Source organism: Catenuloplanes japonicus (genome assembly GCF_000717135.1).
Taxonomy (GTDB): domain Bacteria; phylum Actinomycetota; class Actinomycetes; order Mycobacteriales; family Micromonosporaceae; genus Catenuloplanes; species Catenuloplanes japonicus.
Map to the genome: position 1 here is coordinate 222,551 of NZ_JNXY01000016.1, position 21,094 is coordinate 243,644.

The window sequence follows — 21,094 nt, forward strand, 5'->3', positions numbered from 1 at the left end:
CCGCGGGCGCCGCGCGGGTCAGCCGTATTCGGGGAGTGTGGTGGTGGCCAGGGAGTTCGTGCCGGTGAGCATCGACCGGCGGATCAGGGGGTTGCGGAGGGCGGTGTTGCGGGACCAGAGGCCGAGGCGGGTGGCCGGGGCCAGGAACGCGCCGGGGCTGGCGCCGCGCTGCCAGACCGCGGCATAGGAGCGCATGCGCTGCTCGTAGGCCTGGAGGGCCTGCGCGGGGCGGGCCTGGGCCAGTTCGCCGGCCAGGACGTGGGCGCCGACCAGGCCGGTGCCGACGCCCATGCCGCCGAGCGTGACCCCCCAGGCGGCGTCGCCGAGGAGGACGACGCGGCCGGTGTGCCAGGACGGGACTCGGACCCGGGAGATCTCGTCGAAGTACAGCTCGGGGGCATCGGCGAGCGAGTCGAGCAGCGCGGGGACGTGCCACCCGAGGTCACGGTAGGTGCCGGTGATCAGGCGGCGCTGGGCGCCGGTGTCCCGCCAGCCGACGCCGGTGGCCGCGCCGGTGCGGAACACCAGCATCGCGGTGGCGTCGCCGACGCTCGCCATCCGGCCCGGGACCGCGTAGTGGCGGGCCTCGCCGGCGGGCACACCCATGGTGCCCGGCAGGTCCCAGCCGGCGATGTGGTGGCCGAGGCCGCGGACGTAGCGGGACTCCGGGCCGAACGCGAGGCGGCGCACGGCGGAGTGCACGCCGTCCGCGCCGACGACCAGGTCGAAGCGGCGACGGCCGCCGGTGGCGAGTGTGACGGTGACGCCGTCCGGGTCCTGGCCGAGCGCGGTGATCGAGTCGCCGAAGCGATATTCGACCCGGTCGCCGGCCTGTGCGACCAGCAGCCGGGACAGTTCCCGGCGCGGGACCTCCAGCTCGCCGCCGGTGAACGAGGCGGGCAGCCGGAAGATCTCGGTGTCGCCGGCGTCGACCGCGACCATGTCGGATCCGCCGGTGCGGACCGTCTCGAGCGCGTCGAGGATGCCGAGCCGGCGCAGCACGGCCATGTGAGTGGGGCCGCGGAAGTCGACCGCGAAGCCGCCGCGCCGTAGCTCGGTGGCTATCTCGACGACCGTGACGTCGGCGCCGCGGTCGGCGGCCGCGCAGGCGAGCGCGGGGCCCGCGACCCCGGCGCCGGAGATCAGGATGCGCATGCCCTTTAAACTGTGTCTCATGGAAACAGATTACACCGGACACAGTTAATGGCAAGAGCGTTAGGCTGACGCACGATGAGGACCGACCTGCTCTGGGACGAGCCCGTGCCGCCGCGCCGGGGACCGCGGCCGGCGTTCACGCTCGCGGACATCGGGCGGGCCGGGATCGTGATCGCGGACGCGGAGGGGCTGCCCGCGCTCACGATGCAGCGCGTCGCGGAGGCGCTCGGCGTCACGAAGATGGCGCTCTACCGGTACGTGCCGGGCAAGGACGAGCTGGTCGCGCTCATGACGGACCTGGCGATGGGCCTGCCGCCCGCGACCGCCGGGACCGAGGACTGGCGCGCGGCGCTGCGGGCGTGGTCGCACGCGCTGTTCACGCTGTTCCAGGCGCACCCGTGGACGATCACGGCCACGGTCGGCGCGCGCGCCACCGGGCCGAACGAGGTGGCCTGGCTGGAGCGGGCGGTGGCGGCGCTCACCGGCACCGGCCTGACCGGGCCGGAGATGCTGGACACGGCGGTGCTGCTCACCGGCCACGTCCGCAGCCTGGCCCAGCAGACGACCCGGCAGCCGAGCCCGCAGGCAGGGCGGCAGGCCGGGGTCTCCGCGACGGAGCAGGATCTCACCGTGGCGCTGTTCGCGCAGGTGAGCGCGCATGCGGACCGCTACCCGGCGCTTGCGGCACTGATGTCCGCCGGGCGCGGCGAGAGCGGCGACGCCGGCCGGAACAACGCGCTGGACTACGGCCTGGACCGCATCCTCGACGGCCTGGCCGTCCTCATCGACACCCGCACGGCGAACGGCACGCGCACCGCGCACCACACAGGCACCGCGCACGCCGGCGACCGCACGAAACCGGCGTGACGCGCGGCCGGGACGCCATCGGACGCCCGGCCGCGCCGCACTCACACCGTGGCCGCGCAGGTCGGCGTCAGTGCCGACGCCGTCCCGGTCGCGATGAACCCGAACGACGTGCTCGCGCCCGCGCCCAACGCCCCGTTGTAGCTGGCATTGGTCGCGGTCACCGCCGAACCGCTGCTGGTCACGGTCGCGTTCCAGGACTGGCTGACCGTCTGGCCGCTGGGCAGCGTCCACTTCACGGTCCACCCCTTGATCGCGGACGAGCCCGCCGTGACCTTGATGTCGCCCTGGTAGCCGCCGGACCACGACGACGCGGTCGTGTAGGTCACCGCGCAGCCCGCGGCACCACCGGTCGGCGACGGCGTCGGGGACGCGGTAGCGGTCGGGGTGGGCGTCGGCGTGGGAGACGAGGTGGCCGTGGCAGTCGGCGACGGCGACGAGGTCCCGCCGAAGTTCACGTCGCTGCACCAGTAGTAGGACTGGTCGAGGTGGCTGGCCTGCCAGATGGTGTAGACCATGTGCCGCCCGGTCCGGCCCGGCGCGCTGACCGGGATGTCCAGGGCCACGCCGCCGGAGACCTGGTTCCACTGCGACGCCGGCGTGTTCCCGATCTCCTTGACCAGTTCCAGGTTCGCCCAGGTCAGCGGCTGCGTCACCGGGTTGAAGCCCTGTTTCGTCACGTAGAGGCGGATGTAGTCCGCACCGTGGCTGGCCTGGTCGAACACGTGCGCGGTGAAGGAGTTGGACACGTTCGTGGCGTGCCAGTTGCCGACCGTGTCGAGCGCGTTGTAGCGGCCGCTGTTGGACCGGCCGGCGCTGCACAGCTGGCCGTCCGGGATCGCGCCCTGGTGGTTGCCGGCGACGCCCTCGCGGAACAGTCCGTTCCAGTTCCACATCGCGTTCGGGTCGGCCTGCCAGGCCTGCCAGCACATCGGGTCCTCGGTGGCCATGGCGGGATTCTGGAACTCCGCGCCCCATCGCTCCCAGCAATAGAAGTTACGTGACGGCGGATTCTGGATGTTTCCGTGTGCCTGGGCGGGAAGCGCCCATCCGACGGTGAGCACGACAATTGCGGCAGCGAGCGCGGCCAGCGTGCGGGGCAGGACTTTCATGAGCGGGCACTCCCAACAAGCGCAGGTGAAACCGGACTGATCAGCGCGGTCCGCGAGCTGCCCAAGCTCTCCGCGCGGCGTGACCCTGCGATGGACTCCCGGACAAAAGATTCACACACATAAATTCAAACCGCAAACCCGAGAAGCCATCAGGGGGTACGCCGAACGGCGGCACAGCCTCGGGAAAGCGGCTGAATTCCGTACCCCCGAAGGGCTTTGATCTGGTCTTTAAAGACCGATATTTCCTAACTCATCCCACAACATCGATGCCCCACAGGCGGCGGCGCTTGCCACGCCAAGTAGGTTCTTCGCATGGCCACGGTGTTGCTCGTCGAGGACGACCACGTCGTGCGAGGTGCGATGTTGCGCAGCCTCGCCGATCGTGGGCATGCCGTCCATGCCGTCGGCACGGCGCTGGAGGCGTTACGCCGGGTCGCGGCGGAGACGCCCGACCTGGTCGTGCTCGATCTCGGGCTGCCCGACCTCGACGGTGCGGACGCGTTGCGCATGCTGCGCGGCATCACCGACGTGCCGATCATCATCGCCACGGCCCGCGACGACGAGCAGTCGATCGTGCGGCTGCTGCGGTCCGGCGCGGACGACTACATGGTCAAGCCGTTCACCGGCGCCCACCTGGACGCGCGCATCACCACCGTGCTGCGCCGCGCCGGGCGCGCCACCCGCACGGCCCAGCCGGCCGTGCACCAGGTCGGCGGCCTGCGGGTCGACGTCGGCGAGCGCTCCGCGCAGCTCGACGGCAGCCCGCTCGCGCTGACCCGCAAGGAATTCGATCTGCTCGCTTACCTCGCCGCCCGTCCGGGCCGCGTGGTGTCCCGCCGGGAGCTGTTGGAGGAGGTATGGCGACAGCCATCGGTCGGCGAGGACCAGACGATCGACGTGCACCTGTACTGGCTTCGCCGCAAGCTGGGCGAGTCCGCAGCGAAGCCCCGCTACCTGCGCACCGTGCGGGGGGTCGGATTCCGGTTGGTGGCACCGGACTGAGGGTGGGGCTGGCGTACGTCAGCGCGGCGATGACCGCGGTGGCCGCGCTGGTCTTCGTGATCCCGCTGGCCATCCAGGTCGCCGAGGACGCGCGAGAACGCGCGCTCACCGAGGCCGGACGGCGCAGCGCGATCGTCGCCGGCGCGCTGGCCGCACAGGCCGACGAGGCCGGTGTCACCCGCGCGATCGAGGCTGCCGGCAGCGGCCCGCTCACCGGCACCCCCGTGGTCCTCGGGCTCTCCAACGAGTCCGCGACCGGCCGCGCCTCCGACGCCGACCTGCGCCGCACGGTCGACGGCGGCCGCCCGGTCACGGTCGACGTGGACGGCGGCGTACTGCGGCTGGAACCGGTCATCGTCGGCGAGAACACCGCGGTCATCGAGGTGTTCGTGCCGGCGGGCGCGCTCAGCGACGGCGTGCCCACGGTCTGGTGGACGCTCGCGATCATCACGCTCGGGCTGGTCGCGGCCAGCGTGTTCGTGGTGGACCGGCTGGCCGCGAAGGCGGTCGGGTCCGCACGGTCGCTGGTCCGGGCCGCGATGGCGGTCGGCGACGGCGACCTCGGCGTGCGCATCGAGCCGACCGGCCCGCGCGAGCTGGCCGAGGCCGGCTACGCGTTCAACCGGATGGCGGACCGCCTGGTCACCTCGCGCACCAACGAGCGTGAGATGGTGGCGGACCTGTCGCACCGGCTGCGGACCCCGCTGACCGTGCTGCGACTGGACGCGGAGGCGCTCGACCCGGACGACACCAGCGTCGGCGACTTCTCCGCGGCCGAGCTGGACCGGCGGCGCACCATCCGGCGCATCCGGCAGGCGATCGTGACGCTGGAGGGCGAGGTCGACGCGCTGATCACCACCACCCGCCGCGCGGTCGCGGACCGGGGCGCGCCCCCGCCGGAGGACGGCGGCTGCGACGCCAGCGAGGTGGTCCGGGAGCGGATGACGTTCTGGTCCGCGCTGGCCGGCGACCAGAACCGGCCGTACCGCGTGGTCGGCGCGCAGACCCGGATCCCGATCCAGGTGCCCCGCTCCGAGCTGGCCGCCGCGCTGGACGCGGTGCTGGGCAACGTGTTCCGCTACACCGCGCAGGGCACCGCGTTCGAGATCGGCGTGTCCCGGCGGGACGGCTGGATCGCGCTCCGGGTCGACGACGCCGGCACCGGCATCGAGGACCCGGAACGGGCGCTGCAACGCGGCGCCTCCGACCGCGGTTCCACCGGGCTCGGGCTGGACATCGCGAAGCGCGCCACGCTCGCCACCGGCGGCTCGGTCAGCATCGCCCGGTCGTCGCTGGGAGGCGCGAGCGTGGTCATGCTGTTCGGCGACGCGGAGGCGAAACCGAAACAGGCCAGCAGGTTCGGGCTGGTCGGCCGCCTGGCCGGCGAACGCGAACGACCCCGGTGGCCACGCCAGCGGGATAACCCGGAGTGACGACCGTGCGACCCACAGAACCGAATCCCAAGCTTTGCTTAGTTTCGCCTTAAGCCCGTTCCATCGCCACCGCCCAGGTGGCAGTCTTCAACTCGATCCCATCCGGTTTCATCGGACCACCGCCCGCATCACGTCCCCACACCCCGGTCCGGTGTGACCCGCGCGCGGCGGGGTGCGGTCCCCCAAACCCTCACCCCGTCGCGCGCCCACCAACGGAGGTATCACACGCGTGTCGTCGCACCGCGAGCTTCCTAAGCGGCGAACGGCCACATCGCGCTCCTTCATCCGGGATCTTCCGGCCTCGTTCAGCACGACCTCGGCGCGGCACCGTCGCGCGGGCGAGCCCGAGCAGCCGGGACCGAAGGGGCTCACGGACCGCCTCGACCTGGCACGACGCTGGGATCGGGCACGGCAGGCCGTGTCCTCGGTGGTGCCCGCGATCACGGCGCTACGGAGCCGGATCGGCACCACGCCGCCGCCTGCCCCCGCTCCCCCCTCCGCGGTGCGGCGTGAGGGCGCGCGACGTCGCGCCCAGGAGCTGCCCGCATGGGCCAGCCGCACGCAGCTGATGCGCGTGCAGGCGATCCGCCGCGGCCGTGGCGGCCGGCCGGCCGCGCCGGTGCCCGAGGCTCCCCTGCCGGTCTCCCGGTTCGCGAAGCGGCACGGCCAGGTCGTCCGCCGCACGTCCGCGGCCCGCGACCTGCCCGGCACCGTGCGCTTCCCCCGCCGGATGAACCTCGCGACCGCGGCCGTGCTGGTCGGCGTGGTGCTGCTGATCCTCCCCGCGCTGTTCACCCGGTGGACGCCCGGCCTCGCCTCGCTGCCCGGCCTCATCCCGATCGCGGCGCTGCCGGCCGGCCAGCCGGAGGACGGCCTGGTCTACGACGGGCTCACCCCGGCCGGCCGCAACTCCGTCTGCCTCGGGGCGTACGAGGTCAACGGCGGCAAGGACGTCTGCTCGTACGGGCCGGACCCGGCACCGCCGTCGTTCAAGGTCACCCACGACGTGGCGCCGATCGCCGAGGGCGTGCCACCGCTGGTCGAGCCCGTGCGCTACACCGGCGGCGTCCCCGCCGACGCGGACGTGGTGCGCGACGAGGGCGCGGTCGTCCCGGCCAGCACCATGCCCGCACTGGTGCCGGACCCGGCCAGCGGCGACGCCGCGTTCACCATCGGCGAGGACGGCGTGGCCTGCGAGGGCGACGGCTACCAGGGCAAACGCGTGCAGGTCATCTACGCGTACCCGACGGACGCGGTCAGCCGCTACAGCCGCTACCTGCCGTCGATCCGCCAGTGGGCCGCCGAGGTCGACGAGATCTTCTCCGCCAGCGCGGCCCGGACCGGCGGCATCCGCCACCTGCGGTACGTGACCACGCCGGACTGCAAGGTCGACGTGACCGAGGTGCAGGTCCCGGCGGACCGGTTCACCAGCTTCGACGTGTCGCTGGAGGCGATGCGGCAGCTCGGCTACGACCGCACCGACCGGAAGTACCTGATCTTCGCGGACACGAACGTGTACTGCGGCATCGCCACGTTCGTCAAGGACGCGCGCGGCGACGGCGGCAACCTCAACAACGGCGGGCCGTCGTACGCGCGGGTCGACGCCGGCTGCTGGTCCGCGCCGATGGCCACCCACCAGCTCGTGCACACGCTCGGCGGCGTCGCGGACGGCGCGCCGAACGCGACCGGCCTGGGCCACTGCCTCGACGACCACGACCTGATGTGCTACTCCGACGAGAGCCGCGAGGACGTGCGGGTCGAGTGCGAGAGCCCGTCCGGCGAGGCGCTGCTCGACTGCGACGGCAACGACTACTTCAACACGAACCCGAGCCCCGGCAGCTACCTCGCGGAGAACTGGAACCTGGCGAACAGCGAGTTCCTGATCCGGGAGGCGGCCACCCCGTCCGCGCCGACCGGCACGGTCCCCTCGACCGCGCCGCGCGGCAACCCGTCGCCCTCGCCCGGCCGGTCCACCGCGCCGCCGAAGAGCCCCTCGCCCACGCCGGCCACCCCCACGCCGACCAGCGGCGAGGACGATCCGGAAGATCCCGAGGACCCGGAGGACACCGGCGACGACGATGACAAGGGCCTGGTCGGCAACCTGCTGGACGGCCTGCTCGGCGGCGGCCGGGGCGGCGGCCGGGGCGGCGGCGCGCCCGTCTCCCCCAGCCCGTCCGTCACGCCGTCCGCGGGCCCGCCGTCCCCGTCGCTCTCGCTGCCGCCCCCGCCGCCGGACGAGGACTCCGGCCTCGCGGTCGAGCCGCCCGTCGGCGCGCCCCCGCCGCCCGGCTTCCTGAAGATCCGGGACATCACCAGCACGTCCACCCGGGTCAGCTGGAACGCGGCGGCGGACGCGGTGCACTACACGGTCGCCGTCAACGGCCAGATCATCGGCGTCACCGCGGCCACCCGGGCCCGGATCATCGGGCTCCGGCCGGACACGCAGTACAGCATCCAGGTGCTGGTCAACGACGGCGAGAAGTTCACGGACGCGCTCGCCGCCAAGACCGCACCGGCCGCCCGGCCGATCATGGAAGGCTGGTTCCAGCTCAACAACGCGCTCACCGGCGGCGCCGCGCACCTCTACGGCGCGCGGACCAACGAGTCCACGCCGATCGTCGTGCAGCGCGCCGAGGGCGTCGCCCAGCAACAGTGGAGCCTGCGCCGCGTCGGCAACAGCTTCCAGCTCGTCTCACGCGCCACCGAGAAGTGCGTGATCCCGCTCGGCGGCGAGATCGCCGCCGGCGTACCCCTGGTCCAGGTCACCTGCAAGGAGACGGCCGTTGAACAACATTGGGTCGTCCAGCCCACCGACCACGGCTTCACGCTCCGCGCCGCCGGCACCGATCTGGTCATCGGCCTCGGCGAGCAGCGGTACGGCGGCACGCGCGTGCTCGCGCTCCAGACTCCGGGAAACCTCCTCCACCAGTCGTGGACCGCGCTTCCCGGGTGACCGGCCGTGAGCCCGCGCCAGGAGAACGGCGTGTTCTGGACGCGGGCCAGGATCATCCGCTGGGTGATCCTGCTGGTCCTGGGCGTGGTCGCGATCGTGATCTGCTGGCACGACCCGGTCTACGCCGGGTCGCGGCCCGCGCTCGTGCCGGTCGCGGACGGGGCCACGGTGATCGGGACCGCGCCGCAGGTCCGGCTGGCCGAGTTCGACCCGCCGGCCCCCGGCCACGCCTCGATCACCGCGCTGCTGATCGGCGCCGGCATCGTGGCCCTGCTCTTCACCGCGATCACGCTGGTGACCTTCCGTCGCCGTTGAACCACGGCCCCGCGCGCTCGTAGTGGTGATCGACCGGGCCACGCAGGGTGCCCGGCGCGGCGGAAGGCCTCGATCGTGAACCGTTTCGGACGCAACCTCGGCATCGGCATCCTCGGCCACGTCGTCCTAGTCGCGCTGCTCGCGCTCGGCCTCTTCGCCGCCGTCCGTCTCGGCGGCGAGGGCGGCGCGATGGCCGCGGCCCTGAGCTTCCTGCCCGTCCTGATCGGCCTGGCCGCGCTCTACCTGCTGATCCTGCTCGTCATCGCCGCCGTCCCCGCGCTGCGCGCCCGCACCGGATCCGCGGGCGGCCTGCTGCTCGGCTGGCTGGTCGGCGCCGGCCTGGTCACCGGCGGTTTCGCGCTCCTCTTCCAGCTGGCCTGATCACGCGCTCGGCCGGCCCGCCCCGACATCCCGGATGATTGCCCTGATCACCGCCTCGTTCGCCCGGTCCCAGCGGTGGAACGCGTCCCGGACCCGGGTAAGCGATGCCGTCCCGGGTGATCGGGCGACGCGCGCATCGAGATAGCGTCCGAGCTGCCCCGCGGCATCGATGCGAGCGAGCTCCTCCGCGGTAGGGACGTCCGGCAGGCCGCTGTCGCCGAGCGCACGCCGGGCGGCCACCCGGAACTCGGGATTGTCACCCCGGAGCGTCCACAACACCTCTGGGCGGCGCGCGATCGACAGCGTGGACAGGGCCTCGCCGCGACCTCGGTCGAGCCGCTGCGGGGTCACCACACCACCGGGACAACGGGCGGCCACCCACACCAGGATCCGCCGGAGCTGGTCCACCGGGAACCGATCGTGAGGGCTGTCGTTGTTCACCGGCACGGATGCCGCATAGTCCACCAACCGCTTGTCCCACTGCCGCCACAGCCCGATGTCCGCCGGCTGCTGCAGCAGGAGCAGGTAGAAGTAGCGGTTCAGCACCTCGCTCCGGGAGGCAGCTCCCACCGGCGGACCGTCGTCCTCCGGCATCCTTCCCATCGGCTCCCGGTCGGCGGAGGCGAGCGCGGCCACCACGGGATATCGGTCCAGCGTCGGACGGCCGCCGAGTTCATCCAGCCTCGTCCAATAGTCGTCCCATCGACCCAGATCGCAGTAGGCCTGAGCGAGCCACTTCGGCTCCGCGCCCGCGGCCCTGGCGTCGAGCAGCGACAACGCGCCGGCCGCATCGTCGTCGTCGACGAGCATGCGGCCCCGCTCCGCCGCCCACTGTGTCCACAGGCTGTCCCGGAGAAGCAGCGCCTCCCGCAGCGGCGGCAGCTCGCCGCGCAGCACGCGCGCTTCCGCGGCTGCCGTCGGCGGCAGGTCCGCCACCGCGTCGCCCAGCGTGGTCAGCCACCGCACCGCGTCCACCGCGGTACCCGCCGGGCCGAGCGGCAGGCCGTCCGGGCTCGGCATCAACCGGTGATAGAACGCCTCCACCGCCGCGGCCTCGCCGCTCAGGTCGCGTTCGTCGAGGTACCACCGCTCGGCCTCGCGATGGATCGCCGCCAGCGTGGCCGCGTGGTCCGGGTCCGAGGTCATCAGGTGGAGCATGGCGCGGCGGACGTCCGGAAGATGGCGGACCTCGTCACCGTCCCGCTTCACGAGCCAGACCTCGTCGGCGAGACGTTCCAGCAGCTCCGCGGCGTCGGCGTCGGTCAGCGGGCCGAGGCCGCAGTGCGGGGCCAGCACGTGACGGATCAGCGCGGGCGTGACGCGGCGGAGGACCAGGCCGGGGTGGGCCAGACGGCGGACCCGCGGATCGGGGATGTGGCCGAGGAAGCGCTGGTAGAGCAGCTCACGGCGCAGGTCGCCGTCGAAGTCGCGCACCGAGCCGGCGTTCCCGGCGATGAACGTCGCGCGCTCGTCGTCGGACAGATGGGTGAAGAACCGGGCCGCGACGCGCAGGGTGAGCGGGCTGCCGCCGACCAGGTCCGCGAGTGCGGGCGCCTGGTCCTCCGGCACGCCCTGCGCGACCAGCAGGCCGGCGGCCGCGTCCGGGGCGAGGTCGGCGAGCCAGACCGCCTCGGCCACCTCGATGCGGTCGGCGACCTCGGTGGGGTCGATGGCGACGTCGGCGCGGCCGGAGAGGATGACGCGCAGGCCGCGCAGGTCCATGGTGTCACGGAGGCGGGCGATCCAGCGCAGGATCCGCGCCTCCGGGTCGTTGCCGCCGGTACGCGGGCGGCCCGGGTCCGGGCGGTCGCGTTGCCACTCCTCGAACGTGTCCAGGATGAGGAGTACGGCGCGATTGTCCAGCTCGTGCATGCGGACGAGCAGCGACGCGTCGCGGGCGAACGCGGGGGCGTCGCCCGCGCCCTCGCCGGCCGCGAGCGCGCCGGAGTAGCGGGCCGCGACCGAGCCGGCGCGTTCCTCGCGGGCCTGGTAGCGGAGGGCGGAGAAGTCCGCGGCCGCGACCGGGTGGGCGTTGCCGAGCTGGCGGGTGACCTCGAAGGAGAGTTCCAGCTCGGCGTCGATGCGGAACTGGACGCGGTCGAAGTCGATCACTATGACGACCGGGCCGGTGGCGTCGGGGCGGCGGAGTTCGCGCAGGTAGGGCGCGATGAACGCGGCCAGCGCGGTGGACTTCCCGGCGCCGCCGAGTCCGACGACCGGGAGCAGCGGGACCGGGCGGTCGTCGGGCGGGACCGGGACGGTGGCGAAGTCCCGCAGCCGGGCCAGTTCGTCGTCACGGCCGAAGAAGCCGTTCCCGAGCAGCGCGCCGTAGCTGGCGGCGACCGCTTCGACGCGCACCCGGCGGCGCGCCTCCGCGAGGTCGCCGGCGAAGCCGCCGAGCGGTTCCGCCCAGGCGAGGGCCTGGAGGACCAGGCGCGCGGGCAGTGCGGACGGGTCGACCGCGGAGAGCCGGGCCAGGTCGCCGGGGAGCAGTCCCGGCGTCGCCGCAGTGCGCTCCTGGCGCGGTGGCGCCTGGTAGCGGGGCACGTCGGACGCGCGTCTCGCGGCCGGATCCGTCTCGCGGCCCCGGCGCATCGACCGGGCCCGCTGCGGCGCCACGACGGACCCCGGGTCCGGGGTGGGTTGCGTGATCCCCGAGGAGCCGGAAGGCGGCACCGCAGGCCCGGACGGCGCCATCACAGGTCCGGACCGGGGCCATGCCGGAAACGCCGCAGCGCCGCCCGACGGCATCACCAGCCCCGGCAATGGCTCCGCAGGCGACAACAGCGCCGACGCCGCCCCCGGCAGCGATCGCGCCGCCAGCCCGCGCAGATACAGCCCCGCCTCGTCCGTCGGCAGCCCCCGCACCTCCGCCAGCGCCGCCGCCAGCCGCTCCGGTGACCCGGCCAGCCCCTGCAGCACCGCCCGCCGAGGCCCGCTGCGCAGCGTCCACCGCCACTGACCGTCCACAAAAGACCGGTCGAACTCCGGCGACAGCGCCTCCAGCACCGGCGCCTCGCCCAGCGCGCCCGGGTCGACCGCGCCGGACAGCGCCGCTCTCACCCGTACCCCCGTGATCTGGTCTTCCGACACGCCCGGAACGGGCGACGGCGGCGTCAGCGCGGACGTGAACGCGGCCCGCTCCCCCTCGGACCGGTCCTGCCACATCGCGCGGATCGCCGCGAGCGCCGCGTCCGCGGCCGGTGACGTCACGCGGTCACCCCCGCCGACAGCATGCGCAGCACGGCCAGCGCGGCCGGATAGCCGCTCAGTCCCTGTGCCTGCTGCAGCGCCAGCAGCGACGGCACGGCCGCGACCAGCGCGTCCGCCGGCTGCCCGCCGGGCGGCGTGAAGTGGGCCGCGACGTCCCAGGCGGTCGGGAACGTCAGCTCCTCGATCGCGGCCTCGAAGCCCTCCGGTGGTGGCTCGTCCCAGCCGACCAGGATCAGGCGCTGGGACGGGTTGTCGCGGAGGCGGCCCATCAGGTTGACGACCACGTCCTTCACGCCGGGCGGTACGTCCAGCGCGGCGCCGCCGAAGCCTTCGAGCACGAGCCAGACCGCGCGGTCGCCGCCGATCTCCTCGACGCGGCGGGTGAGCGCGGGCAGCACGCCCTCGCGGATGTCACGCGGCGCGGTCGTCACGGGTTCGCGCGCGGCGGCCGGCGTCGCGGCGGGGGCGGAGAGCGCGCCGGTGACCCAGCGGGCGAAGCCGTCCGCGTCGTAGGCGAGCGCGTTCGCCAGGTCGAGCGTGACCACCACGCCGTCGCTGTGCGCCTCCACGAACGAGCGGACCAGGCGTTTCGTGAAGCGTTTGCCGGTGCCGGGCGCGCCGCGGAGCACGAAGAGCCGGTCGGGGGCGGTCGCGTCCGGGCGGAGCGCGCGCCACAGTCGCTGCTGGGTGGCGCGGCGGCCGATCACCGGTGCGCCGTCGAAGCGCGGGAGCGTGCGCAGGTACGGCACGTCGTCCGGCAGCGGCCGGTCCAGCGCGGTCGTCCAGTCGCGGACCGGGACGGCCCGGTTGCCGGCCCCGGCGACGCCGCCCTGGTGCAGCGCGACGATCCGCCACCGCTGGTCGAAGACGGGCGCGCCGGAGGAGCCGCCGAGCGTGTTGACGTCGTGCAGGTAGCGCACGGGCGGCGCGCCCAGTTGTTCGCCGAGGCTGCCGCCGGAGAGCAGCAGCGGTTCGCCGTCCGGGTCGGGGCCGTGCGGGTGGTGCAGCAGGCTGATCTCGAACGGGCCGGACGGCGGGCTGCCGAGCAGCTCCGGCAGTTGTGCGCCCTTGGGTGGCGTGGCGAGCCGGAGCAGCGCGAGGTCCCAGGGCCCGGCCGGGGACGCGATGCCGGCGATGTCGCGCACGTCCAGCGCGGACCGTTCCGCGTCCGTGGGCGGGCTGCCGTGCAGCAGCCAGTCCGGGTGGAGCGTGGCGGTCTCGCCGCCGGCGCGGGCCGCGGACCGGTCCACGTAGTCACGGAACCTGATCTCCAGGCGGCGGAGGCCGCCGTCGGACGCGGTGAGCGTGCCGTCCGCCGCGACCGTGAGCAGCGGCCAGATCACGTGGGCCATGGTGGCGACGACCGTGGGCCGGACCAGCACGCCGGTGCCGGCCTGGGTGCCGTCGACGTCGATGCGGCAGACGTACTCGCAGGCGCGCAGCAGCCCGTCCGCGTACTGCAGCGGGTTGACCGCCTGGCGGCGCCCGTTCTGGAACGCCTGGAGCCGGAATCCGCCCGCGTCCGCGTCGACCGCGCGCAGCCGGGTGACCAGCTCCGGCCCGGCCAGGCCCTCCTTGATCAGCGCGAACGCGAACACGTCCAGGAAGCCGCCGGCCTGCGCCGCGGTGAACGCGCCGGTCAGCAGCTCGTGCAGGTTCGCGCTGGTCTGCGGCGGCTGGTGCACGCCGTGGGACCGGCTGACCCGTTCCCACACGCGCTCGACCACTATCCAGTCCGTCGGCGCCGCGGTCACGGTCTCGGCGAGGCTGCCGGCGAGCGGCGCGGCGATGGCCGTGGTCATAGGACGGACGCCAGTTCGGTGGTGATCCTCTCCGTCGCGTGGGCCCAGTTCTGCCGCTCGGGCTGGCCGGCGAAGTGCAGGCCGAGCACGGAACGGCCGTCCGCGTCCAGGTCGACGACGGCGGACCCGGAGTTGCCGCCGAGCGTGGAGACGTCGTGCGCGAGGATCCAGCCACGCGGATCGTCCGTGAGGTCGCCCGCGGCCACGGTGATCCGGCCGGGCGCGAGCCGCTTGTAGCTCTTCACGCCCGCGAAGATGCCGGTGAACAGCTCGCGCGTGGTCGACCGCTCGTTGCCGGGGTAACCGACCAGGTAGACGCCACGCCCGGCCGTGGCGAGGCCGCCGCGGGTGACCGGGTCGTCGCCGCGGGCCACCGGCAGCGGCGGCGGGAACGGCCGGCCCGGGACCGGCTCCAGCTCCAGGATCGCCAGGTCGAGCCCGTCGAAGTTAAGGCCGCCGAGCGTCGGGTGCACCCGCTCGGGCGCGCCCTCCCGGCCGACCGAGACGACGCGCCGGATCGGGAACCGCCGTTCCGGCCACGGCCGGCCGACCTCGTGCCCGAAGTGGACCGCGACGCCGGGGTTGAGCCGGCCGGTGAACTGCCCGTCCGCACGCGTGCCGCGTGGCGCGATGGCCTGCAGCACGTGGAAGTTCGTGGCGACCAGTCCTTCGCCGACGACCCAGGCGGTGCCCTGGTAGCCGAGCGGCGCGGCGGCCGGGTCGTCGACGCGCCCGACGGACCGGCAGACGCCGCGGATCTCCTCGGAGAGCCGCGAGATCGGGGCCGCGTAGTCGCCGATGCCGGGCGCGAGCAGGTCGACGAAGTCGTCCTCGACGAACAGCACCGGGCGGCTGCCGTCCGTGACCACGACCGCTTCCAGCCCGGACACCTCGGCCTCGGTGAGCGTGGCCGACTCCCCCTCGCCGAGCAGCTTGTCGAGCGCGGTGCCGGCCTGTGCGAACAGCTCCTTCACCAGCGCGGGGTCCGCCGTCACGCCGGTCTTCGACTCCACGTAGGCCACCTCGGCCTCGAGGCGCTCGATCAGCTCGGTCCTCGCGGCCGGCGCGGCGTTCCCCGCGGTGGTGGCGGCGGACTCGGCCAGCGTGTGCTGCCCGCCGCCGGTGGAGATCAGATCCAGGTAGCGGTTCACGGCACACGCCCCTCGGACAGGCCCCTGAGAACATCCAGGAGCCTCTGCCGGTACGGGTCCCCGTCCCCCGCCGACTCGGAGCCCCCGGACAGGGCCGTCAGCGCGGTCTCCGCCCGCGCGGCCAGCTCCTTGTCGTGGGGCGGGTACAGCATCTGCAGCCCGCGGATGTCGCCGGCCGAGAGGTCGATCCCGTTCCCGGTCGGCGCGCACGGCGACGGCGCCGTCCTGTAGAAGAACGGCTCGAACTGGTAGAGCATCACCGAGTCCGCGTCGAACGGGCCGGCGAGCGTGTCGTCGGACTCCGTGGTGCGCAGGTTCGCGTCCACGCGCGTGCGTGACCACCGGTTCGGCGGGCCGCCCAGGTAGGTGTAGACGCCCGGCCGCCGTCCCGCCTCGTCCGCGATGAACACGCCGCGGTCGTTGCGGGTCGGCGCGTAGCCCTCGTCGTCCTCCCAGCGGAACTCGGCCTCGCACGGGCCGCGCATGTTCTGGTGGGTGTGCTTGAACGCGAGCGCGTGCAGGAATTCGTGCCGCACCGTGCCGGCCCAGTCGTCCGGCAGGATGCCGCCGAAGCCGGCCAGGTTGAGGCTGCGCTGGTGCGGGGCGCCGCCGAGCGGTGAGTCCGCGCCGACGAGCGTGGGGTCGGTGCTGTCCGTGCCGACCAGCGACCAGTAGCCGCCCTGGTCGAAGCTGACCCGGATCTCCGCCGCATGGGTGGTGTCGTCCGTGGTCCACCGCCGGTACGCCCCGGTCGCCGGGTCCAGCCCGAAGTCGAGCGTGACGCCGCAGACGTCGGTGATCTGCCGGGTGGCGTCCGCGATCCGCGCGTGGGCCTCGGTCTCCCCGTTCAGGAACGCGACCCGGAGCACCGTGCCGGGCGCCCACCGGGACAGATCCTGCGCCAGGAACTCGAGCCCGGCCGTGGCCTGCCGCCGCCAGGCGTCACGCGCCTCGACCGCGGCCTCGACGTGTTCCGGCAGCGACTCCAGCAATCGCTCCATGATCCGCACCCCCCAACGTGGACGGTTTGAGCTTTCGCCCACGCCGGGGTGCTGTCAACGACAGGTTCCCGATACTCAGCCTGCCGCGTAGGCGGTGATTTCGTTGATGATCGTGGCCTTGTCACCCTCCGGCATGAACGAGTGCGTGACCCCGGCCTTGGCCAGGTCCGCGATCCCGGCCTTGCCGAGGCCGAGCAGCTCGGCCGCGACCAGGTACTCGTCGTTCAGCGTGGTGCCGAACATCGGCGGGTCGTCCGAGTTGATCGTGACGGGCACGCCGGCCGCGACCAGCGTGGGCAGCGGGTGCTCGGCCAGCGACGGCACGGCCCGGGTCCGCACGTTCGACGTCGGGCACACCTCCAGCGCGATGTCGTGCTCCACCAGGTACCGCATCAGCTCCGGGTCCCGGGCCGCGGCGATGCCGTGCCCGATCCGCTCGGCGCCGAGCTCGCGGATCGCGTCCCAGATGGTCTCCGGCCCGGTGGTCTCGCCCGCGTGCGGCACGGAGCGCAGGCCGGCCGCGCGGGCCGCGTCGAAGTACGGCTTCCACTGCGGGCGCGGCACCTCCGGACCGCCGAGGCCGAAGCTGATCAGCCCGTCCGGCCGCTGGTCCAGCGCGATGCGCAGCGTGTCCTCGCCGGACTTCGTGCCGGCCTCGCCCGGGATGTCGAAGCACCAGCGGAGCGCGATGTTCAGCTCCTTCTCCGCGCGCAGCCGGGCGTCCTCGATCGCCTCGCAGAACGCCTCCGCGGGCATGCCCCGGTTGACGGTGGAGTACGGCGTGATGGTCACCTCCGCGTACCGCACCTGCTGGCGGGCCAGCTCACGCGCGATCTCGTAGGTCAGGATCCGCACGTCCTCCGGCTCGCGGATCAGGTCGACGACGCTCAGGTACACCTCGATGAAGTGCGCGAAGTCGCGGAACTCGAAGTACTTGGCGAGCGCCTCGGGGTCGGCCGGCACCGGCGTGGTGCCCTCGTGGCGCGCGGCCAGCTCGGCCACGATCCGCGGGGAGGCCGAGCCCACGTGGTGCACGTGCAGCTCGGCCTTGGGGAGTCCGGCGATGAAGTCGGTCAGGTCGCTCACGGTCGCGCGTCCTCCTGTGGCGTGCGGGCCACCACAAAGTTGCGGTGGAAAGGAAAAAGAACAAGGCCATTCTCCACCGGGTACGCCTCCGCGAGCCGCTCCCCCAGCGATGTGCGGAACACCGGCCAGTCCGCCGCCGGCAGTGCCGCCTTGACCGGTCGCAACGCGGTCCCGTCCATCCAGCGCAGCACCGGGTGCTCGGCCCCGTGCGCCGGCAGCGGGTGGAGGTAGGTGGTCGCCCACGCGTCGACCGTGCAGCCGGCCCCGGTGAAGATCCGGGCATAGGCTTCGAAGTCCGGCACCCGGCGGATCAGCCCGACGCCGCCGAGCGCGTCCCGCCAGCGCGGCTCCGAGGCCAGTGCGTGCAGGGCCCGGTGCGACGGCGCGTCGAAGTTGCCCGGCACCTGGATCGCGATGGTCGCGCCCGGCGCCGCACCCCGCACCCAGGCCGGCAGCAGCTCCTCGTGGCCCGGCACCCACTGCAGCACCGCGTTGCTGACCAGCACGTCGGTGTCCGGCGCGGGCTCCCAGGTGCGCACGTCGCCCACGGCGAACGTGACCGGGCCGCCGGCGCCCGCCTTCGCGATCATCTCGGGGGACGAGTCGAGACCCTCGACGCGCGCGTCCGGCCACCGGGACGCGAGCGTGGTGGTCAGGTCACCGGGCCCGCAGCCGAGGTCCACCACGCGGCGCGGCGTCGCGGCCGTGATCCGCGCGGTCAGGTCGAAGAACGGCCGCGAGCGCTCGTCGCCGTACCGCTGATAGGTCTCCGGATCCCACATGCCGTCCTCCGATCGAACCAAACCGTACGTCCGTCTTGCTAGACCTTATCCGACGTCGCGGCCGACTGGAGATAGGCTCGCGCCGTGGACAAGAGAAGCTTCCCCAAGCTCGGCGGCCGGTCCGTCGGCGTCATCGGCCTCGGCACCTGGCAGCTCGGCGCGGACTGGGGCGAGGTCGACGAGGACGACGCGCTCGCCACCATCGACGCGGCCGTCACCTCCGGCGTCACGTTCCTCGACACCGCGGACGTCTACGGCGACGGGCGCAGCGAGCAGGTCATCGGCCGATACCTGCGCGAGCACCCGGGGCACGGGCTGACCGTCGCCACCAAGATGGGCCGGCGCCTGCCGCAGGAGCCCGGCAACTACACGCTGGACAACTTCCGGGCCTGGACCGACCGCTCGCGGGCGAACCTGGGCGTGGACACGCTCGACCTGGTGCAGCTGCACTGCCCGCCCACCGAGGTCTTCTCCACCCAGGCCGTCTACGACGCGCTCGACACGCTGGTCGAGGAGAAGCGCATCGCGGCGTACGGCGTGAGCGTCGAGACCTGCGCCGAGGCCCTGGAGGCGATCTCCCGCCCCGGCACCGCGAGCGTGCAGATCATCCTCAACGCGTTCCGCCTCAAGCCGCTGGAGCAGGTGCTCCCCGCCGCGCTCGCGGCCGGCGTCGGCATCATCGCGCGCGTCCCGCTCGCCAGCGGCCTGCTCTCCGGCCGCTACGACGCGAGCACCACGTTCCCGGCGAACGACCACCGCACCTTCAACCGCCACGGTGAGAGCTTCGACGTCGGCGAGACGTTCTCCGGCGTCGACTACGAGACCGGCCTGGAAGCGGTGAGCCGGCTCTCCGGGCTGATCCCGGGCAGCATCACCACCGCGCAGTTCGCGCTCCGCTGGATCCTGGACGCGCCGGCCGTGACCGTGGTCATCCCGGGCGCGCGCAACGCGGCCCAGGCCCAGGGCAACGCGGCCGCGGCCCTGCTGCCGCCGCTCTCCGAGGAGACGCACGCGGCCGTGGCCGAGGTCTACGACGAGCTGATCCGGCCGCTGGTGCACGCGCGATGGTGACCAGGGTGTGGGGGACGCTGACGCTGGGACTGCTCGGCTTCGTGCTCGGCGCCCTGTGGATCTTCGAGGGCCTGGAGATGATCCCGGGCAGCTCGATCACCAAGGGCCCGGTCTGGTCGATCGCGGGCGCGATCCTGCTGGTCGCGGGCCTGGCCGGGATGGTCGCAGGCGTGCGGATCCGGTCCCGGCTGCGCCCGCCGACGCCGGCCCCGACCGCGCCGGAGCTGCTGCCGATCACGGAGCAGCCGACCGCGGTGGGCCTCCCCCCGATACGCGACGACGCCCCGCTGCCGAACTGGGACAACGCCACCCGCGTCCCCAACCGCCGCTGACCCGCCGCGCGCCGGCATCCCGGGCCACCTCATAGGTGGCCCGCGCACTCACACCACGTCAGTGATGGTGGTGGGCCGGCGCGGCGGGAGGGGCGGCGCGACGCCGGGCCGGGGAACGCGACGGCGGGTGTGACCGTGAGGCCACACCCGCCGCGTGATCGGCTCGGAGTGCACGCGTCCCGCGCTCGGGGCGTACCCTCGGAAAAGGTTTTAATCGGGCCAATGGCCCGTGACCCGCCGGACGCCGACTGCGCCCCCTCGGTCCACGGCCGCCTTGACCACCGCGAAGATCGCGCCCTGCAACGCGGCGGCGATCAGGATCTCGGTCCAGCCGCGGTCCTCGTCCGTCGCGTTCGGCGCGTCGTCGTCCCCACCGGCGAGTTTCCAGGCCTGCTTGAACACCGCGCCCGCGATGGCACCCGCGGCCACACCCGCGAGGATGCCGACCGGCTTGTAGGCCAGCGCGTTGATCTTCTTACCCACCGGACTCTTCCCTTCTCGGGTTCTAGCGGCGACGGCGGATGAGCCAGAGCGTGAGCAGGACCGCCGCGGCCGCGCCCGCCATGATCGCGGCGGCCGGCACGGGGTTGCGCCGCACCGCGTCACCGGCGTCGTGGGCACGGATCTTTGCCTCCTGCGCACGCACCGACACGACGTCCGCCGCCTCGTGCGCGCGGGTGGCCACCGCGTCCCTGGCGTCGTGCACGCGCACGGCCATCGCGGCCTTGGCCTGCTCGACCTGGTCCTTGGCGCGCGCCTTCACGTCCGCCTTCGCGGCCAGGGCCTGGACGGTGTCGCCCAGCTCGGCCCGGGTGCGCTGTATCTCCGCCCGCAGCTCGTCGAGATCCTGCGGCGCACCATTCTTACGCACGTCTTCCATGGTCATACCGCCGCCTCCGCTGCGCTCCGGCGACGGCATGACACGGTCGTCGCTGTACTTGCCGATTTGCTCGCAAGCTCGCTCATGAGCGCCCCCGCTTCACGGCTTCGGTGACCGCCTCGACGTCCGCCTTCACGCCGTCCGTGGCGGCCTGCGGCATCGGAGGCACGGCCTGGGAGACCTGCTTCTTGCCGAGCAGCGCGAGGATGCCCGCGCCGATGAAGAGCACCACCGTGACGATCAGCGCGGCCGCCCACGCGGGCATGACCAGCGCCAACGCCAGAATGATGGTGGCGATGCCGGCGCCGACGCCGTAGAGCGCGAGCGCGCCGCCGCCACCGAAGAGCCCCACGCCGACGCCGGCGTGTTTGCCCTTCTCCGTGAGTTCGGCCTTCGCCAGCGCGAACTCGTCCCTGATGAGTCGTGTGATCTGTTCGCTGGCGCGCTGCACCAGCTCGGACGTGGAAGGCTCGCCGACCCGGGTCACCACCCGGCCGTTGCCCGCCGGAGCGGTATTTCGGTTCAGGACATCAGCCATGTCTTCTGTCTTCCCCGGTTGGC

At 73.5% G+C, this 21,094-nt stretch carries 19 protein-coding genes; 8 read left to right on the plus strand and 11 right to left on the minus strand.

The window, feature by feature from the left end; translation table 11 throughout:
• Positions 1–18: 18 nt before the first annotated feature.
• Positions 19–1,176 (minus strand): FAD-dependent monooxygenase, encoded by a 1,158-nt coding sequence (locus tag OP04_RS22930; RefSeq protein WP_033341826.1) that lies wholly within the window; start codon positions 1,174–1,176, stop codon positions 19–21.
• Positions 1,177–1,230: 54 nt separating this feature from the next.
• Here OP04_RS22930 and OP04_RS22935 point away from each other — a divergent pair, with 54 nt between their 5' ends.
• Positions 1,231–2,022 (plus strand): TetR/AcrR family transcriptional regulator, encoded by a 792-nt coding sequence (locus OP04_RS22935; RefSeq protein ID WP_051798705.1) that lies wholly within the window; start codon positions 1,231–1,233, stop codon positions 2,020–2,022.
• Positions 2,023–2,063: 41 nt separating this feature from the next.
• Here OP04_RS22935 and OP04_RS22940 read toward each other — a convergent pair whose 3' ends face one another.
• Complete coding sequence (locus tag OP04_RS22940; RefSeq protein ID WP_033341827.1) at positions 2,064–3,131, minus strand: lytic polysaccharide monooxygenase auxiliary activity family 9 protein; 1,068 nt, start codon at positions 3,129–3,131, stop codon at positions 2,064–2,066.
• Positions 3,132–3,443: 312 nt separating this feature from the next.
• Between OP04_RS22940 and OP04_RS22945 the strand changes: the two genes are divergently transcribed.
• The 5 genes from OP04_RS22945 (at position 3,444) to OP04_RS22965 (ending at position 9,215) form a co-directional block, all read left to right on the plus strand.
• Positions 3,444–4,133: a response regulator transcription factor gene (locus OP04_RS22945; RefSeq protein ID WP_033341828.1), complete on the plus strand. Its 690-nt coding sequence runs from the start codon at positions 3,444–3,446 to the stop codon at positions 4,131–4,133.
• A gap of 29 nt (positions 4,134–4,162) precedes the next feature.
• Positions 4,163–5,566 carry a sensor histidine kinase gene (locus OP04_RS22950; protein WP_085066699.1) on the plus strand — a complete coding sequence of 468 codons (1,404 nt, stop codon included), beginning with the start codon at positions 4,163–4,165 and terminating at the stop codon, positions 5,564–5,566.
• Positions 5,567–5,795: 229 nt separating this feature from the next.
• Positions 5,796–8,519, plus strand: a complete 2,724-nt coding sequence (locus OP04_RS22955; RefSeq protein WP_157240195.1) for an RICIN domain-containing protein — start codon at positions 5,796–5,798, stop codon at positions 8,517–8,519.
• A gap of 6 nt (positions 8,520–8,525) precedes the next feature.
• Complete coding sequence (locus OP04_RS22960) at positions 8,526–8,834, plus strand: hypothetical protein (RefSeq protein WP_033341829.1); 309 nt, start codon at positions 8,526–8,528, stop codon at positions 8,832–8,834.
• 75 nt (positions 8,835–8,909) lie between these two features.
• Positions 8,910–9,215: a hypothetical protein gene (locus OP04_RS22965; RefSeq protein ID WP_033341830.1), complete on the plus strand. Its 306-nt coding sequence runs from the start codon at positions 8,910–8,912 to the stop codon at positions 9,213–9,215.
• On the opposite strand, the gene OP04_RS22970 is transcribed toward OP04_RS22965, so the two are convergent.
• From OP04_RS22970 to OP04_RS22995, 6 genes are all read right to left on the minus strand, one after another.
• Positions 9,216–12,428: a hypothetical protein gene (locus tag OP04_RS22970; RefSeq protein ID WP_033341831.1), complete on the minus strand. Its 3,213-nt coding sequence runs from the start codon at positions 12,426–12,428 to the stop codon at positions 9,216–9,218.
• The gene (locus OP04_RS22975) at positions 12,425–14,230 is read right to left on the minus strand and encodes a trypsin-like serine peptidase (protein ID WP_033341832.1); all 1,806 of its coding nucleotides are present in this window, start codon (positions 14,228–14,230) and stop codon (positions 12,425–12,427) included. Before OP04_RS22975 ends, OP04_RS22970 begins: the two co-directional genes overlap by 4 nt.
• Entirely contained in the window at positions 14,227–15,381 is a 1,155-nt protein-coding gene (locus tag OP04_RS54750) for a trypsin-like serine peptidase (protein WP_033341833.1), read from the minus strand. Before OP04_RS54750 ends, OP04_RS22975 begins: the two co-directional genes overlap by 4 nt.
• Complete coding sequence (locus tag OP04_RS54755) at positions 15,378–16,382, minus strand: zinc metalloprotease (RefSeq protein ID WP_198153939.1); 1,005 nt, start codon at positions 16,380–16,382, stop codon at positions 15,378–15,380. The genes OP04_RS54750 and OP04_RS54755 overlap by 4 nt, the downstream gene beginning before the upstream one ends.
• A gap of 75 nt (positions 16,383–16,457) precedes the next feature.
• Positions 16,458–17,468, minus strand: coding sequence for an adenosine deaminase (locus tag OP04_RS22990; RefSeq protein WP_033341834.1), 1,011 nt, complete (start codon positions 17,466–17,468; stop codon positions 16,458–16,460).
• Complete coding sequence (locus tag OP04_RS22995; protein ID WP_033341835.1) at positions 17,465–18,250, minus strand: trans-aconitate 2-methyltransferase; 786 nt, start codon at positions 18,248–18,250, stop codon at positions 17,465–17,467. The genes OP04_RS22990 and OP04_RS22995 overlap by 4 nt, the downstream gene beginning before the upstream one ends.
• A gap of 84 nt (positions 18,251–18,334) precedes the next feature.
• On the opposite strand from OP04_RS22995, the gene OP04_RS23000 reads away from it, so the two are divergent.
• Positions 18,335–19,321, plus strand: coding sequence for an aldo/keto reductase (locus OP04_RS23000; protein ID WP_033341836.1), 987 nt, complete (start codon positions 18,335–18,337; stop codon positions 19,319–19,321).
• Entirely contained in the window at positions 19,315–19,653 is a 339-nt protein-coding gene (locus tag OP04_RS49995; protein WP_051798712.1) for a hypothetical protein, read from the plus strand. The genes OP04_RS23000 and OP04_RS49995 overlap by 7 nt, the downstream gene beginning before the upstream one ends.
• 210 nt (positions 19,654–19,863) lie before the next feature.
• Here the strand turns inward: OP04_RS49995 and OP04_RS23010 are convergent, their stop codons facing one another.
• From OP04_RS23010 to OP04_RS23020, 3 genes are all read right to left on the minus strand, one after another.
• The gene (locus tag OP04_RS23010) at positions 19,864–20,136 is read right to left on the minus strand and encodes a DUF4235 domain-containing protein (protein ID WP_033341837.1); all 273 of its coding nucleotides are present in this window, start codon (positions 20,134–20,136) and stop codon (positions 19,864–19,866) included.
• 22 nt (positions 20,137–20,158) lie between these two features.
• Positions 20,159–20,533 carry a DUF3618 domain-containing protein gene (locus OP04_RS23015; RefSeq protein WP_033341960.1) on the minus strand — a complete coding sequence of 125 codons (375 nt, stop codon included), beginning with the start codon at positions 20,531–20,533 and terminating at the stop codon, positions 20,159–20,161.
• Between the two features lie 82 nt (positions 20,534–20,615).
• Complete coding sequence (locus OP04_RS23020; protein ID WP_033341838.1) at positions 20,616–21,071, minus strand: phage holin family protein; 456 nt, start codon at positions 21,069–21,071, stop codon at positions 20,616–20,618.
• Positions 21,072–21,094: the final 23 nt, after the last annotated feature.